Origin of the sequence: Buchnera aphidicola (Cinara cf. splendens/pseudotsugae 3390), assembly GCF_900698845.1 — a bacterium.
In the GTDB taxonomy this organism is placed as follows: Bacteria; Pseudomonadota; Gammaproteobacteria; order Enterobacterales; family Enterobacteriaceae; genus Buchnera_F; species Buchnera_F aphidicola_AM.
The window spans coordinates 248,558-265,708 of record NZ_LR217692.1; the positions used below are offsets into that span (position 1 = coordinate 248,558).

The window sequence follows — 17,151 nt, forward strand, 5'->3', positions numbered from 1 at the left end:
TAATTTTATTATTAAAATCTTTATTTTATATAAATATATATTTTGATTATTAGTGCAACACAAAAAAACAAACAAAATTATATTTAAGACAATAATCTTATTATTATACACAAATCTTACTTTTATTATATTAACTATTTTTATTTAAAAATTTTAAAATAGACATTTATTTTTAGGAAAGAAAAATGGTATGAATAAAATAAAACAAAAACATGCACAATTAATTATTATTGGATCAGGACCAGCTGGATACACGGCAGCAATTTATTCTGCTCGATCCAATATTGATACTATATTAATAACTGGATCTCAGCCAGGAGGACAATTAGTACAAACTAATGAAATAGAAAATTGGCCGGGAGATTATAATCATATTAATGGAATTACATTAATGGATCGTATGCTACTTCATGTAAAAAAATTTTCTGTTAATATCATTCATGACGTAATTAAATCTGTAAATTTTAAAGAAAATCCTTTTAAGTTACTTGGAGAAGAGTATTCATATACTAGTTACGCTATTATTATAGCAACCGGATCTCATACAAAATTGTTAAACATTAATTCAGAAAATCTATATATGGGAAAAGGAGTATCTACCTGTGCTGTTTGTGATGGATTTTTTTATAAAAACCAACTTGTAGCTGTAGTAGGAGGAGGAAATTCAGCTTTAGAAGAAGCTATATATTTATCTAACATAGCTAAAACAGTATATTTAATTCATCGTCGTAATCAATTCCGAGCAGATAAAATATTAATTAATCGATTATATGATAAAATAAAAAAAAGAAATAACATTACTATTTTTTTTGATTCTATTGTTACAGACATCTTAGGAAATGATATATCAATAAATAAAATTAAAATTTGTTCTACTATAGATAGTACGGTTAAATATTTAAACGTATCAGGATTATTTATTGCAATTGGACACATTCCAAATTCTCAAATATTTTCTAAATATATTGACATTCAAAATAATTATGTAAAAATCGATTATAATCAAAATTATATGAAAACACAAACCAATATACCAGGAATATTTTCTGCTGGAGATGTATCTGATTCAATCTATAAACAAGCTATAACAGCTGCGGCAAGTGGATGTATGGCTGCTATAGATGCTGAAAAATACTTAAATAATAATTTAAAATAATATAAAAATTTATATAAACTAGTTAAGGATTTATCTAATGAAAGAAAAAAGTATAGAAATGCAAGGCATAGTAATAGACACTCTTCCTAATACTATGTTTAAAGTTGAATTAGAAAACAAACACATAATCATAGCTCACATATCTGGAAAAATGAGGAAAAATTATATAAGAATCTTAACAGGTGATAAAGTTACACTAGAAATGACACCTTATGATCTTAGTAAAGGAAGAATTATTTTTAGAAGTAGATAAATTTTTAATAAATATTGTATTTTTAAAGAATAAATTAACTATTTTATGAAAAAGTTATAATTATATAAAAATATTTGTAACAATTAATATTATCTATTTTTATAATGTTCAAAAAATTATCAAATAAGTAAATTAATTTTTATAAATTAAAAAATATTAGGATAAATATGCGTACTAAATATTGCGGAGAAATTACACCAATTGATATAAACACAATAATTACTGTATGCGGTTGGGTTAATAAAATACGAATTTTAAAAAAATTAATTTTTGTTGAAGTACAGGATACTACAGGAATTATACAAGTTATTTTTAATAAAAAAAACAATACATATATTTCTTCAGTACCACATTTGCGTAATGGTTTTTGTATACAAATTCAAGGATTAGTTACTATAAAAAAATCATTTAATTTTCTAAAAAACATCTTAAAAGAAAAAATAATAGAAATCATAGGATTTACCTGTATTATATTTAATAAAACACTTCCTATACCATTAGACTATAAAAAAAAAAACAAGAAAGATATAAGATTTAAATTTCGTTATTTAGATTTACGCCGTACTGTAATGTTTAAAAACATTAAAACACGTAGTAAAATAACTACTATAATCAGAAAATTCTTTATAAAAAATAAATTTTTAGAAATTGAAACTCCTATTTTAACTAAATCTACTCCAGAAGGAGCATCAGATTATTTAGTTAATAGCCGATTATATCCGGGTAAATATTATGCCTTACCTCAATCCCCACAATTGTTTAAACAATTATTAATGATTTCAGGAATAGATCGATATTATCAAATTGCTAAATGCTTTAGAGATGAAGATTTGCGATCTGATCGACAACCAGAATTTACGCAAATAGATGTAGAAGTAGCTTTTTTAAAAATACATTATATACAAAAATTGATAAGTCATTTGATACAAAATTTATGGTTATCAATTAAAAAAATAACATTAAAAAAAATAAAAAAAATAAGCTATCATGATAGCATATTAAAGTATGGAACAGATAAACCGGACTTAAGAAATCCTATTCAATTTATTAATTTAGATAATTTTTTTAAAAATGATTTCCAATTTTTTTTCCCTTGGTTATCAAAAAAAAAATCTAATCGTATTATTTCTATTAGAATTCCTAATGGAACAAACTTGATTTCAGAAAAAAAAATACAAATTTATGAAAAATTTTTAAAAAAAATAAAATTAAATCAATTTATGTATACAAAAATTATTGATATAGATAGTTTTAATATACATACAGATCCATATTTAAACAAAAAAATCAAAAAAAAACAAATATGTCAAATATTTTCTCAAAATATTATCTGTAATGGAGATATGTTTTTTATAGTAGCAGAAGAAACAAATTTAGCTAATAAAATACTAAGTGATTTAAGATTAAAAATTGGAATTGATTTGAAAATAACAAATTTAGAAAAAGTATGTCCTATTTGGATTACAAATTTTCCGTTATTTAAAAAAGATAAACATGAAAATTTAAAATCTATGCATCATCCGTTTACTTCTCCGCAATATGAGATACCAGACATAATTTCTACAGATCCGTGCAAAATATTGTCTAGTGCATTTGATTTAGTAATTAACGGTTACGAAATAGGTGGAGGATCTCAAAGAATTCATGATTATAAACTTCAAAAGAAAATTTTTAATATACTTCAAATTAATAAAATTAAACAAAAAGAAAAGTTTGGTTTTTTTCTAAATGCTTTAAAATATGGTGCACCACCTCATGCAGGATTAGCATTAGGTTTAGATCGTTTAACTATGTTATTAACAGATAGTAGCACCATTTCTGACGTAATTGCTTTTCCAAAAACTACTTCAGCAACTTGTTTGATGACAGGTGCTCCATGCTAATAAATAGTCTTAAAATCAATATTATTGTATGGTCTACTTTATATTAAAATAAATAATAATAAATTATATCATAAATGTTTTAAAAAACTATTTCATAATATGAATGAGGAACTATGGCAGGACATAGCAAGTGGGCAAATACGAAACACAGAAAAAACGCCCAAGATATAAAACGCAGTAAAATATTTACTAAAATCATCAAAGAAATTTCTACTTCTAGTATGAAATATGGTTCAGACGTAAGTAAAAATTTTCAATTAAGAAATCTTTTAGAAAAAGCTAACACCTATAACTTAAAAAAAAAATCAATCAATAAAGCTATACACGGTAACGTTCTAGGTAGTAAAAAAGATATATTTAATTCTATGAAATATGCAGGATACAGTTCATTTGGAATTGCTGTTATTGTTTATTGTAATACTGATAACAGTAACAGAACAGTATCTAGCATCAGAAATATTTTTTCAAAATTCAATACTCATTTAATAAACTTCAATAATATTAAATATTTATTTGATTATTTTTATACAATAAAAATTGATTTTATGCTACATGAAAAAAAAAATTTATTAAATATAGTAAATACAAATAATCTAATTATTTCAAAAAAAATAAATAAAAATTTTTTAGAAATAAAAATTTTAACAAAACATTTAACTAAAATAAAAAAATATTTTTTATCTTATTCCATTATTTTTAAAAACGTTATTACAAAAATTATTCCTAAGAACATATTAAAAATTAATGAAGAAGATCATAAAAAATTAATGAATATGATTCATTTATTAGAAAAATTAAAAGAAACAACATACATAATTCATAATGGAAATAGATAAATTAATTGAAATAATAATATATAAATACTATTATAATACAATAACAATCAAAATATTTTTATGTTAAATATAATATATCTATTATATTTAACACTTAAATTATAACAATTTATATTATTATATTAAAAAATATATATACGCGATTTTAAAAATAGACTAAGTTTCTGAATTGACTATATATGATAAACAATTAAACATTATATTTATATTTACATGACAGTCATACATGATTTTTTAAAATGATGTTTTAGAAAAAATAACTATTTATCGTAAATCATTATTTCGTACCAATAAAAATTTTTAAAAAATTTATCCATATATAATTACATATATTTTTACATAGAACATATTCTATATGTTTACTCATATTAGTCAATACAGAATTTTTCTATTAATTAAAAAAATTCAAATAATACTGTTATATTATCGGCATAATTTTTAACATATTGACGATTTTTGTATTATTTTCTTTACCAGAATCTATAATTACTATATTTGTATTAACAGATAGTGAATATTTTTTTTTTAACAATAAAATAATTGAATTAATAAAACCGCTCTTAGTAGAATAATTTTCTAAATATATCGGAACAACGCCTCTGTATAAAGAAGACAATCTAAGATTTTTTGTGTGGTTAGATACGTAAAAAATTGGTAATCCAGATGTAATTCTTGATGTTAATAGAGCAATTTTACTGGACGTAAACATAATAATAACCGCAGAAACATTTATTAAGTGGTTAGCCGCATACATAACAGACATCGAAATTGTTTCAGAAATACTATTAAATTTTTCATTTAGTCTATGTTTTGAAATATTCACATCAGGTAATTTTTCAGCTCCTAAACATATTTTTGACATAGTCTGTACTGTAATATTAGGAAAATTACCAGAAGCTGTTTCTGCTGATAACATAACTGCATCTGTTCCATCTAAAACAGAATTAGCAACGTCCATAACTTCTGCTCGTGTAGGAAAAGGATTTACAATCATAGATTCCATCATTTGCGTAGCAGTAATAACTACCCGATTTAGCTTTCTTGCAATTTTAATTAATTTTTTTTGTATCCCTATTAATTTATCATCACCAATTTCAACACCTAAATCTCCTCTAGCAATCATAATTACATCTGATGCTGATACAATATCTTTTATTATTTTATCAGAAAATACAGCTTCTGCTCGTTCAATTTTAGCAATAATTTTTGCTTTGCTACCAGATTTTTGTAATAATAATCGAGCTTTGCGTAAATCTTCGGGAGATCTCGGAAAAGAAACAGCTAAGTAGTCCACATCAATTAAAGCTGCTAATTTTATATCATCTTTATCTTTTTGTGTTAAAACAGAAGCCGATAAACCCCCTCCTAATTTATTTAAACCTTTGTTATCCGATAAATATCCACCAACAATCACTTTAGTAAAAATTTTTGTATGATTTTTTTTTATAACCTGTAATTGTATTTTTCCATCATCTAGGAGTAGTATGTCATTATAGGACACTTCATTTGGTAGATTAGTATAATTTATTCCTACGGAATTTGTATTTCCTTCATGTTCTAAAACTTCTAAATCTAAAACGAAATCATCTCCGTTTTTTAAAAAAATTTTATTTTTTTTAAAACTAGAAATACGTATTTTTGGTCCTTGCAAATCACCAATCAAAGCTACAAAACAATTTAACTCTTTTTCTATTGATCTTATTTTTTTAGCTCGATTAATATGATCTATTGCTGTACCATGAGAAAAATTTAATCTTAATACATTAACTCCAGACTGTATTATTTTTCTTAAAATTTTTTTATCATCTGTTGCAGGTCCTAAAGTAGAAACAATTTTTGTTCTTCTTATAGAATTTTTCATATGCTAATTCCTTAAATATACATGTAAATATATAAAATAGTTAATTATTAATAAACAGTTTTTTTAAAAGAAAAATCTATACTATTTAATTTATCAAATATTTTAATTATATTAGTATAAACATTATTTATATAATTTAATTCATATTTGTGTAAAAAAAATCATTAATTTTTATATATATCAAATACTATATTATACATATTGTTATACAACATACATTACATATATAAATAATTTTTAAATAAAAAATCAATTATTGATGAATAATAGAGAAAAATTTAAATATATATCTATACTTTAAAAAATTAACGTTTATCATGAGTAATAATATAAATTAATATCATTATTTTAAATGAAATAAGCATTAATATTATTTAAAATATACATTAATAATTTTCAATACATAAGGTGTAATAATGTTACTTAAAAAAAATTATGATTTAATTATCTTTGGAGCTACAGGTGATTTAGCTCAAAGAAAATTATTTCCAGCTTTATATCAATTAGAAAAGAAAAAATATCTTGTTAGTAGTATTAGAATTGTTGGAGTAAGTAGAACTGATTACACAATAAAAGAATATCTTGATATTATTTATAACTCTTTAAAAAAATTTTTAAATGAAAATATACAATCATCCGTGTGGAAATCATTTAAAAAACGTCTTATATTTATTACCATAGATATTAATCAAATTCAAGATTTTGCAAAATTAATACCTTATTTTAAAAAAAAAAACTCAACGATAATTAACTATTTAGCTGTATCATCAGATATATTTGAAAAAATTTTCGAAGGGTTATCTTCAGTTAAACTGAATACATTAAATTCTAAAATTGTAGTGGAAAAACCAATTGGTAAATCTTTAAGTACATTTTCAATTATTGAAAAATCCATCAAAAAATATTTTTTTAAAAAAAATATATTTCGTATCGATCATTATTTAGGAAAAAAAACAATACTTAACTTAATTAGATTAAAATTTTTCAATCCCATATTCAATAAATATTTAAATAAAAGATACATTGATCATGTACAAATTACATTATCTGAAAGTATTGGAATAGAAAATAGGTGGAATTATTTTAATAATACTGGACAAATAATAGATATGGTTCAAAATCATATGCTACAAATAATTTCTATCTTTGCTATGAAAAAACCAAAATTATTTAATCGAAAAAATATTTGTAATGAAAAGATCAAAATTTTAAAATCATTACGAATAATTAACCAAAAAAACATTCATGATTACGTATCACTCGGACAATATTCTTCAGGTAATATTAATAATCATATTGTAAAAGCATATATCAATGAAAAAACAGCACAAAAAAATAGTTCTACTGAAACATTTGTAGCCATAAAATTATACATAGACACTAAAAAATGGAAAAATATTCCTTTTTATATTCGTACAGGAAAAAGATTATTTAAAAAATCTTCTAAAATTGTTATCTTTTTTAAAAATCAACAAAATATTTTATTTAAGAACAAGTACATACATACTACGTTAAATCGTATGAAAATTGATTTACAACCTATACTTGATATTTTTTCAAAAAACAAAACCAAAGAACTGCAGTTAAACTCAAATACTACTTATAAAAAAAATAAATTATTTGGTGAGGATAAACAATTATTTTTAAAAAACCATAGTTTAGAAGAGTACGAAAGATTATTTATAGAAATAATGCAAGATCGTCAATTTTTATTTGTTCAACAAAAAGAAGTTATTTATGCTTGGAAATGGATCGATCCAATAATACAAGCATATAAAAATTGTCCTACATTATTACAATACTATAATTCTGGTACATGGGGTCCTCAATCAGCTTTCAATTTAATAAAAAAAGATAAAAAAAAATGGGATAATACTTAATTATTGTATGTATACAAAAAATATAAATATTTTTAATGAAATTTATAGAAATTTTTAAAATATGTAATCATTGCTTAAATATAAAATAAAAAAATATATTTAAAATTTTTACTGTATTAAATATTATCAACATTTTTATAAAAATCAATTCAAAAAATTATTACTATATTCATAGAAATAATCAAAAAAAAACAAAAAAATAAAATAAATTACACTATAAGTACACAAAAAATAATTAAAAATATATAATTATATTAAATTAATTATAAAAATATTGATAAATTTCTATATTAAAAAATATCTTTAAATATCATTATTATAATGAATTAAAATGTTAGTATTTTTTGATTGTTATTTTAATTTTTAAATAATTATAATATATGTACATATATACAATGTAGTATGTAATTATATTTTTTGTATTATATAAATTTTTTGATATTTGAAAAATTTATATACATCTAGACAGTATCTAACAAATATAATCCTGTTTAATAAAAATTAACAAGAATATTTTATTTAAAAAACATGTGATAACATAAATTTACTAAAAATTTTTATCTTTATTAAAAATAATAATTTTAAAAAATTAATATATATTTTTTAAAAAAATAACCAATTGCAATAATAAACAATACTTAAAAATAGATACTTGTGTAATATAATACACAATCATTTTAATTTTGATATACTAATATTTTACATATATTAATAATCATTATATTTTACATAAAAGAATTAAAGTATAAATACATTTATATCCTAAAAATAACAACAAGATATATACGTGAATAATGTAAAAATTTGTTTTTTATCTTTAACATATTGAAGTTTTTTATTAATATTATATAAAAAATTCATTTATAAAATATCGAATTTATAAAATTTTTTATCAGAATTATAAATTTTATGAAAAATATTTATATATATAAATAAAAAAAATAATATAATTTTAAAAAAAATAATACAAAATTTACATTATAAAAAAAACAATTATAAAACGAATAATGTCGTATACTAAGTACAATATTCTTTTAATTCATCTTAAATAACACAAAGTGTCTTTGTTTGGAGTAATTTTTCTATGCACGTTTTTTTGGATCCATCCGCTTGGGCGGGTCTCTTTGTATTAATATTTTTGGAAACAGTATTAAGTATTGATAACATAATATTTATTGCTATTTTATCTAAACAATTACCACATCACCAACGTAATCGAGCAAGATGCACTGGTTTAATGTTAGCATTACTAATGCGTTTTGGGTTATTAATTATTGCGTCTAGTTTAGTGAATTTAACTAAACCTATTATAATAAATAAATTTTTTATTTTTTCTACAAAAGAAATTATACTATTAATTGGAGGATCATTTTTATTTTTTAAAACAATATTCGAATTATATAACCATATAACAAACATTACCTATCAATCCCACAAAAAAAATAAAAAATCGAGTTTCTGGTACGTAGTAATTCAAATTGTAATATTAGATGCAATATTTTCACTTGATTCTGTTATGACTGCTATAGGAATGATGCAAAATATAGTAATTATAATATCTGCAGTAACTATATCAACTATTATAATGATATTTATATCTGAAGTATTTATTAATTTTATTAATTCACAAAAAACAGCAATAATCTTATGTTTAAGTTTGTTATTAATGATTAGTATAAATTTAATAATAGAGTCACTAGGTTTTTGTTTTCCGAAAGAATATTTATATATATCTATTGGATTTGCTTTATTTGTTGAGATTATGAATCAAATTAGAATCAAAAATATAATTTTAAAAAAATCTAATCAACCTTTTAGAACAATAATTTTACATTCAGTAAAAAAAATAGTTCAAAAAACTTTAGAAAACAGAACTAATACAATCAAAAATTCAGAAATATCATATTTGACTAATAAAAATAGTCATAACTATTTAAATAATACAAGTTCTACTAATACAATGCAACACGAAGAAATTAATATTATTAATAATGTATTAAAAATAGGTGATACATCTATAAACAATATTATGGTTAATAAAGATAAAATTGTATGGATAGATATTACTAATAATTATAAGCAAATAAAAAAGATAATATTAAACACTTCACATAATATACTTCCAGTATGTTATAAGCAATTAAATGAAATAATTGGTGTAGTACCTAAATATAAACTTCTTCATGCAATAAATACAAATCAAGATATACATAATTTTATAATGCAATATCCACCTATCATTATTCCAAATACAATCAGTACGATTAACATATTGAAGTTATTACGTTATTCAGAAAATAACATAATTATGATCAATGATGATTTAGGTTCAATTCAAGGAATGATAAAATATACTGATATATTTAACATAATTATAGGAAAATTTTTAAATTCAAAAAAAATGCCTAAAATAATAATTAATAATAATAACTGGATTGTGCAAGGATCAATACCTTTAAATGATCTAAAAAAATTATTAAATATAAGAATTGTTAAACCTAATAATCATTGTTATTCAATTTCTGATTTCTTACTCAATAAGTACAAAAAAATTTCTAGAAATGGACAAATTCTTCACCATGGATCTTACTCTTTTTCTATACTACAGTCTAATTTATATAAAATACATTTAGTTAAAATTATTAAAAATCAAAAAAAATAATTATCATAAGTAAAATACACAATAAAATTTATATATAGTATATACAAAGGAATAATTTTAAACATGATATTTACAAAAACCATATTAGCTTTAGATACAACATTATTTTCTTGCTCTGTATCTTTATTACATAAAGGCATAATATATAGCTTATTTAAACAGTGTTCTAAAAACCACGAGAAAAATGTTCTTTCTATGATTACCCAACTTTTAAATAATGCAAATATTGCTTTAATAAATGTTGATTTAATCGCCTGTACTATAGGACCTGGAAGTTTTACAGGAATTAGAATATCCATAGGAGTATCACGAACTATTTCCATAGTCTATAGAATTCCTGTTATTGGTTTTTCTACTTTACAGATTTTATCAGAACAAAGTTGGAACATTAACAAAATTAATCGTGTATTACTTACTATTCAAATATCAAAAAACCAAATTCTATGGGCTAAATATTTAAAAAAAAAAACAGGTTTATGGACAGGACATCATACAGAAAAATTATTTCAAAATATTTATAAAATAAAAAAAACAATAAAATGTTATTCAGGAATTTGGTCTACAGTAGGATTAAAAATGCATATGAATAATTTCAAAAAAAATATTAAATTATTTTACACAAATATTACTACCCCTCATGCTAAATATATTATTATGTGTACTGTGACATACTTAAAATATAATTTAAAATATAAAACAACACAACTATATCCAAGGTATTTACATACAATATTCTAAACTACGTTTATTGACTAATTATTTTTGCACTAAACAGGAATGTTAAATTCTAATGTAAATACATTTTTTTTATTTCTTTCTATTTGAATATATATTTCATTGGGTGAAACTTTTATATATTTCGCAATTACTAATAATAAATCATTTTTTAATTGCGGAAAATAATCTGGATTATAAATATTTTGTTTTTTTTTTTTAATAATGATTTGTAATCTTTTTTTAGCTAAATTAGCTGTATAATTTTTTTTTGATAAAAATAAATCTAATAAAATCATACTTATCTCCTAAATAACCACTGTAAAAAACTTTTTTTTTCTTCTCGTAAAAATCGTAATGGTTTATTATTTCCAAGTAAACGTTGAGCTGTATCAGAATATGCTTGTCCAGCTATGGATGTAGTATCTAATACAATTGGTAATCCTTGATTCGAAGACTTTAAAACAGAAGAATCTTCTGGAATGACACCGATTAAAGAAATTTGAAGTATATCGATTACATCTTCTACACTTAACATATCTCCTTGTCGTACTTTTTTAGGATTATATCGTGTTAAAAGTAAATACTCTTTGATTGGTATATCATTATTTTCAGCTCTTCTGGATTTAGATGATATAATTCCTAAAATTCGATCAGAATCTCGAATAGACGCAATTTCTGGATTTGTTACTACAATTACTTCATCAGAAAAATAAAAAGAAAGAATAGCTCCATTTTCTATTCCTGCCGGAGAATCACAAATAATAAAATCAAAATCCATTTTTATAAGAATTTGTAAAATTTTTTCTACTCCTACTTTCGTTAAAGAATCTTTATCTCGAGTTTGAGAAGCAGGTAATAAAAATAAATTTTTTATACGTCTATCACGTATAAGAGCTTGATTAATAGTAGCTTCTTGATTAATAACATTTATAAAATCATAGACTACTCTACGTTCACAACCCATAATTAAATCTAAATTTCTCAATCCTATATCAAAATCAATAACCACAGTTTTTTTTCCATACAAAGCTAAACCAGTAGCAATAGAAGCGCTAGAAGTTGTTTTTCCAACACCACCTTTACCAGAGGTAACAGTTATAATTCTAGACATATTCTTTATACCTTTTCGCATTATGTTATATATCAAGATTTATTTTAAATATTTTATATATAAAATTCGATTTATTAAACTAATTTCTACACTTTGACCTAAAAATTTAACAGGTATTTGTTCAATAGTTAAATATTCTCCAGCAATTGATACTAACTCTGCAAATAAACATGTACAAAAAATTTTTCTAGTAACGTCTCCATTCATACCAGCTAAAACTCTTCCTCGCATATTTCCATATATATGTATATTACCCCCTGAAATTAATTCAGCTCCAGAACTAACATTATTAGTAATAATTAAATCATTATATGGAGAATAAATTTTTTGACCAGAACGTATTAAATGATTAACGATATAACTTCTACAAGAAATAGAGGTAGATGAGCGTGATTTTTGAAATATTTCATATTTATAATAACTATTAATATTATTATTACATCTTTTTAATGCAGTAGAATATTGATCAGACAAAATGGGTAAACCAGAACATAAAATTTTTTTTTTTAAACATTTATCCTTACAATCCATAATTCCAATTAAAAATAAACCAATTGATAAAATAAAATTTTTAATATTAATCCAATTAAATTTATGTGATATATTTTCCACATTCAATACGATTAATTTATTTTGAAAAAAAGAAGGAGATTCTTGAATTTTTTCACGTAAAAAACTTTCAAAATAATCAGGTTTTATATTTTTTAAATAAATAACTAAAATAGAAAAATTTTTATTTTTAAAAGTAATAGACTGATTTTTCATATATTTTAACCTAATACACTATAATTATAGTATAACAACAATTTTTATATATAAAATAAATTTTATATATAAAATAAAATATAATATTTTAAACTAAATAAAACATTTTTTAAAAAAAAACAACAAAACATTAATACTTATTTAAAGTAAATTATTATATAATATTTTTATTTAAAAAAAATAATTATAATAGAATTATTATAAATATAATTTTAAATATCACTAATATTTTTATAATTATATAGTTAAAATCATGAATAATAAATATACTAAATCTTCAAAAAAATCTAAAGAATATCAAATATTAAAAAAAAATTTTCAAATATTTATAAAAAAAAATACGATTTTATCGGGAATCATACCAATAGATTTATGTTATAAAAATTTTTTTAAAAAATCTATTATGTACGTTCAATATTATAATTTGTATGAAATAATTTCTAAAAAAAAACATAGTACTGTAATTTTTAATAATTTTTACAATCCATATTACTTTTATTTATCAAAACAATTAATCTATTTTTGTACTAAAAACAAAGAAGAAGTACGTCTACAATTTACATATTTATTATCATGTATATCAAAAAATTGTATTATCTATGTAATTGGAAAAAAAAATAGTGGAATTAATAGTATAATTAATATATTCAATAAATATATTATATTTAATAAAGTAGATTATGCAAGAAATTGTTGTTTATATCAAGGATATATGCAAAAAAAACCAATATTTCATTTTCCAAATTTTATAAAAAAGTACGTCTGGAATAATATTATTATTTATAGCTTACCTGGAGTATTTGGATATAATAAAATAGATCAAGGAAGTAAATTACTAATCTCAACTTTTACTAAAAATATAAAAGGAAAGATATTGGATTTAGGTTCCGGAACAGGAATTATCGGTATTTCTTTAGCAAAAAAAAATCCTTTAATTGATTTAACGTTAACAGATATTTATGATACAGCAATTTGGTGTAGTAAAAAAAATCTAAAAAAAAATGATTGTATCGGAAAAGTATTATTTAGTAATATTTACTCTAAAATAAATACAAAGTATAATTTAATTGTCTCAAATCCTCCTTTTCATAATAATTTAAATATTACAGTAAGTTTAATCCATAAAATTATAAAAAATTCAACTAAATTTTTAAAAAAAAGAGGAGAATTAAGAATAGTTATTAGTTCTTTTATATCATATAAAACTATTTTTAAAAATAAAAACATCAATTTTAATATAATATTAAAAAAAAATCGTTATACAATATATAAAATAGTTAAACAATCATAAATGCAAATATATACCCGGAGCGGGACTTGAACCCGCAAAGCCATAACAGCCGAGGGATTTTAAGTCCCTTGTGTCTACCGATTTCACCATCCGGGCATGCAATTTATTAATATTTAGAAATTAAAAGGCGCGTCCTGGAATTGAACCAGGTTTCACGGATTTGCAATCCGTTACATTACCAATCTGCCAACGCGCCACGTAATTATATCTATTTATATTAAGTAAACTGGAGGAAGAGGGATTCGAACTCTCGGATAATTTCTCATCGGCGGTTTTCAAGACCGCTGCCTTAAACCACTCAGCCATTCCTCCTAACATGGACATATAAGTATATTATAATAAAAAAAAAAACAAAAGTAAAGTACTTCGAAAAACGTTTTAAAAATTAAATCTATTAATCTTATATACAAATTATGTATAATAAAAAATTATTAAAGTTAATAATACAATTATTTTGTATTAAAAAATAATTATATTTACATACAATATCTAAACTAAATGCTTTAAAAAATTCTTTAATAATAAGTTTTTTACTTAAAAAATCACAAAAATCATTGTTTTTTCTTATAAAATTAGAATTTATTCCTTAAATAAAAGTATTTTTTTTTAAAAAATTGTTTTTAACAAAAAAATTAGATGCTTCTAAGGAACGTTTAAGAGGAAGTTTTATACTTGTACTCTTATTTTCTAAAGAATCTTTGTCCCTAGGAGGAGTTAAGAAAACATTTTTTTACCTATATGTAATATTCTATTTTTTAAATTATTTAAGATACGATAAGCTGAAGGCTTTAATTTAGAACTATTAAAAAAATAAGAAACATTTTTACATTCATGTATAATATTTTTCTTATTTTGTAAAAATAATTGTCCTTTAATTTTTTTAAAAATATTATACTTTGGGTTAATTTTAGGACATACATCACAATGTATTCCTACACGTATACTATTTAACAAACTAAACAGATTATTTAAGTCTATTTTGTTAATAGATTTATTTAAATCAATATTCATATTAAAATTCAAGTATTGACTAAACAAATATTCTAATCCGACAGCACAAGTAGTTTGAATCTGTTTTTTTTCTTTTAAAATTAAAATATCATCAAATCTATTATCATTAATTGCAGTGGTTAATGTTGTACCTAGTTTAGTATAAAAATTAATATTTTTTTTAATTGGATAATTAGCACGAGCAGCATACTCTGTAGTAGAGAAATACAGACTAGACATTTTATTTTTAATATCTTTTACAATGTGTTCGAATATATTAGATGTTACTTCTATATTAAAACGAGAATTAAACTGATATTTTGAAAAAATTCCTGGATGCAATGCAAAAATACCTCTTATTATATCGCTATAATTTCCGCAATATAAACTTTTATATTTTTTGAATATTTTCGTTGGATGTAAAGAATTACTGTGAACTCCAAAATGCCACTTTCTTGCATGAGATATAGATTTCGCATACGCTGTTGGAAAAAAACTAGATACAAATAAAATACATACAATAGTAATTTTGTTCATATACATTCCATTTATTAATGTTTAAAACACAATAATCATCATCTTTTTTAAAAAATTTTTTTAAAAAAATATCAATAAAATTAATATTATCTAAATAAATATAATTTATAGAAATTATTTTAATTTTTTAAAATATATCAAGATATATAATAAGATGTAATGAAAAGCACATTATTCATATATTTAATAATAAGAATTACATATTAATATCTTTATAAAAAATATTATAAATTTTTTAAATGCATATTATTTAAATTTATTTTTTAATTTTAAAATTAACTTATTCGTAACATCAAAACTAACAAATCAATAATACAATTTGTTTACTATAATATCAAGTCACCATATAAATTTTTATATTAATAATCAATCTTTAAAATAAATTCCAAGTATAATAGCTAATATAGCTTATATAGAATATTATTTATGTAAAAACTATATATTTAAATAAAATATCAATAATGCTAAAACAACTACTAATAAAATTTTTATACGTTAAACTATAGTAATAGTTATATTTTTCGCAAATGCTATTCAACTATTTTTATACAATAATTAATTAAAAATTTTTATCAATAAATACAAAAAAACAAAAAAAAAGTATTGATGTTTATGATTTAAAATTTAAAAAACATATAATAAATGTTTTTATTGCAAAAATTACTAAAAAATATATAAAATATTAAATTATTATTTTATTAATTTTAAATTTTTAAACTAGATTATTTTATTTAGATTAAAAATATCAGTATTTTTTTAAATAATTATTTTTAAAAAAATCAGGAAATAAAGAATAGACTATGTATAACAAATATTTGTAATAAAATTATTTTTCATATATTTATACATATTTAACAGGATAAATGCTTTAATAATAATATTTTTAATAAAAATATTTTATTTATGGTAATATATTCTATATATTTTCATATATAATAAGAATTATATCAATAATATATTATCGAAATAAAAAATATATATTTATGAATTTCATTTTCATGAAAAATCAAAAATCTTAAAAAATAAATTCTTTTATATTTACATAATAATTACATTAATTTCCTCTATCTAGTATATAAAAACTAATCTTTGACTTAATCAATTAAAAAAATATAATTAATGTTATTAAAAATATAAAAAATACTAAAATACATATTAATCAATAATAACTTATTATATTATATTTTAATCTTATCGCAATATACATAC

General features: G+C 20.9%; 13 protein-coding genes and 3 tRNA genes. 8 read left to right on the forward strand and 8 right to left on the reverse strand.

All coding sequences use genetic code 11. The features are described 5' to 3' along the window. Positions 1-190 precede the first annotated feature (190 nt). The 4 genes from trxB to BUCISPPS3390_RS01060 all read left to right on the forward strand — a co-directional run bounded on the left by trxB (position 191) and on the right by BUCISPPS3390_RS01060 (position 4,128). Positions 191-1,156 (forward strand): thioredoxin-disulfide reductase, encoded by a 966-nt coding sequence (gene trxB, locus BUCISPPS3390_RS01045; protein ID WP_154060812.1) that lies wholly within the window; start codon positions 191-193, stop codon positions 1,154-1,156. Positions 1,157-1,193: 37 nt separating this feature from the next. Continuing rightward, positions 1,194-1,409, forward strand: a complete 216-nt coding sequence (infA, locus tag BUCISPPS3390_RS01050) for a translation initiation factor IF-1 (RefSeq protein ID WP_154048895.1) — start codon at positions 1,194-1,196, stop codon at positions 1,407-1,409. 167 nt (positions 1,410-1,576) lie between these two features. Next, positions 1,577-3,292: an aspartate--tRNA ligase gene (aspS, locus tag BUCISPPS3390_RS01055; protein WP_154060813.1), complete on the forward strand. Its 1,716-nt coding sequence runs from the start codon at positions 1,577-1,579 to the stop codon at positions 3,290-3,292. Between the two features lie 113 nt (positions 3,293-3,405). Beyond that, the gene (locus BUCISPPS3390_RS01060) at positions 3,406-4,128 is read left to right on the forward strand and encodes a YebC/PmpR family DNA-binding transcriptional regulator (RefSeq protein ID WP_154060814.1); all 723 of its coding nucleotides are present in this window, start codon (positions 3,406-3,408) and stop codon (positions 4,126-4,128) included. Between the two features lie 418 nt (positions 4,129-4,546). Here BUCISPPS3390_RS01060 and pyk read toward each other — a convergent pair whose 3' ends face one another. Next, on the reverse strand, positions 4,547-5,989 hold the full coding sequence (gene pyk / locus BUCISPPS3390_RS01065) for a pyruvate kinase (RefSeq protein ID WP_154060815.1): 1,443 nt from the start codon (positions 5,987-5,989) through the stop codon (positions 4,547-4,549). 416 nt (positions 5,990-6,405) lie between these two features. Here pyk and zwf point away from each other — a divergent pair, with 416 nt between their 5' ends. The 3 genes from zwf (at position 6,406) to tsaB (ending at position 11,269) form a co-directional block, all read left to right on the forward strand. Further along, positions 6,406-7,869, forward strand: a complete 1,464-nt coding sequence (gene zwf / locus BUCISPPS3390_RS01070; RefSeq protein WP_154060816.1) for a glucose-6-phosphate dehydrogenase — start codon at positions 6,406-6,408, stop codon at positions 7,867-7,869. A gap of 1,084 nt (positions 7,870-8,953) precedes the next feature. After that, a complete protein-coding gene (locus BUCISPPS3390_RS01075; RefSeq protein ID WP_154060817.1) occupies positions 8,954-10,531 on the forward strand; it encodes a TerC family protein in 1,578 nt (525 codons plus the stop codon). Positions 10,532-10,594: 63 nt separating this feature from the next. Further along, entirely contained in the window at positions 10,595-11,269 is a 675-nt protein-coding gene (gene tsaB, locus BUCISPPS3390_RS01080) for a tRNA (adenosine(37)-N6)-threonylcarbamoyltransferase complex dimerization subunit type 1 TsaB (RefSeq protein ID WP_154060818.1), read from the forward strand. A 29-nt stretch (positions 11,270-11,298) separates the two neighbouring features. On the opposite strand, the gene minE is transcribed toward tsaB, so the two are convergent. The 3 genes from minE to minC are packed head-to-tail and all read right to left on the reverse strand — an operon-like array spanning position 11,299 to position 13,124. Beyond that, entirely contained in the window at positions 11,299-11,544 is a 246-nt protein-coding gene (gene minE / locus BUCISPPS3390_RS01085; RefSeq protein WP_232036963.1) for a cell division topological specificity factor MinE, read from the reverse strand. Between the two features lie 2 nt (positions 11,545-11,546). Continuing rightward, positions 11,547-12,359, reverse strand: a complete 813-nt coding sequence (gene minD, locus BUCISPPS3390_RS01090) for a septum site-determining protein MinD (RefSeq protein WP_154060819.1) — start codon at positions 12,357-12,359, stop codon at positions 11,547-11,549. 39 nt (positions 12,360-12,398) lie between these two features. Then, positions 12,399-13,124, reverse strand: coding sequence for a septum site-determining protein MinC (gene minC / locus BUCISPPS3390_RS01095; protein ID WP_154060820.1), 726 nt, complete (start codon positions 13,122-13,124; stop codon positions 12,399-12,401). A gap of 253 nt (positions 13,125-13,377) precedes the next feature. On the opposite strand from minC, the gene BUCISPPS3390_RS01100 reads away from it, so the two are divergent. Further along, complete coding sequence (locus tag BUCISPPS3390_RS01100; RefSeq protein ID WP_154060821.1) at positions 13,378-14,415, forward strand: class I SAM-dependent methyltransferase; 1,038 nt, start codon at positions 13,378-13,380, stop codon at positions 14,413-14,415. Positions 14,416-14,426: 11 nt separating this feature from the next. Here BUCISPPS3390_RS01100 and BUCISPPS3390_RS01105 read toward each other — a convergent pair. From BUCISPPS3390_RS01105 to BUCISPPS3390_RS01120, 4 genes are all read right to left on the reverse strand, one after another. After that, positions 14,427-14,511: transfer RNA gene (locus BUCISPPS3390_RS01105), tRNA-Leu, on the reverse strand. A gap of 29 nt (positions 14,512-14,540) precedes the next feature. Then, positions 14,541-14,611: transfer RNA gene (locus BUCISPPS3390_RS01110), tRNA-Cys, on the reverse strand. A 31-nt stretch (positions 14,612-14,642) separates the two neighbouring features. Beyond that, positions 14,643-14,727 (reverse strand) — tRNA-Ser (locus BUCISPPS3390_RS01115). A 402-nt stretch (positions 14,728-15,129) separates the two neighbouring features. After that, positions 15,130-15,942, reverse strand: coding sequence for a hypothetical protein (locus tag BUCISPPS3390_RS01120; protein ID WP_172599028.1), 813 nt, complete (start codon positions 15,940-15,942; stop codon positions 15,130-15,132). Positions 15,943-17,151 lie beyond the last annotated feature (1,209 nt).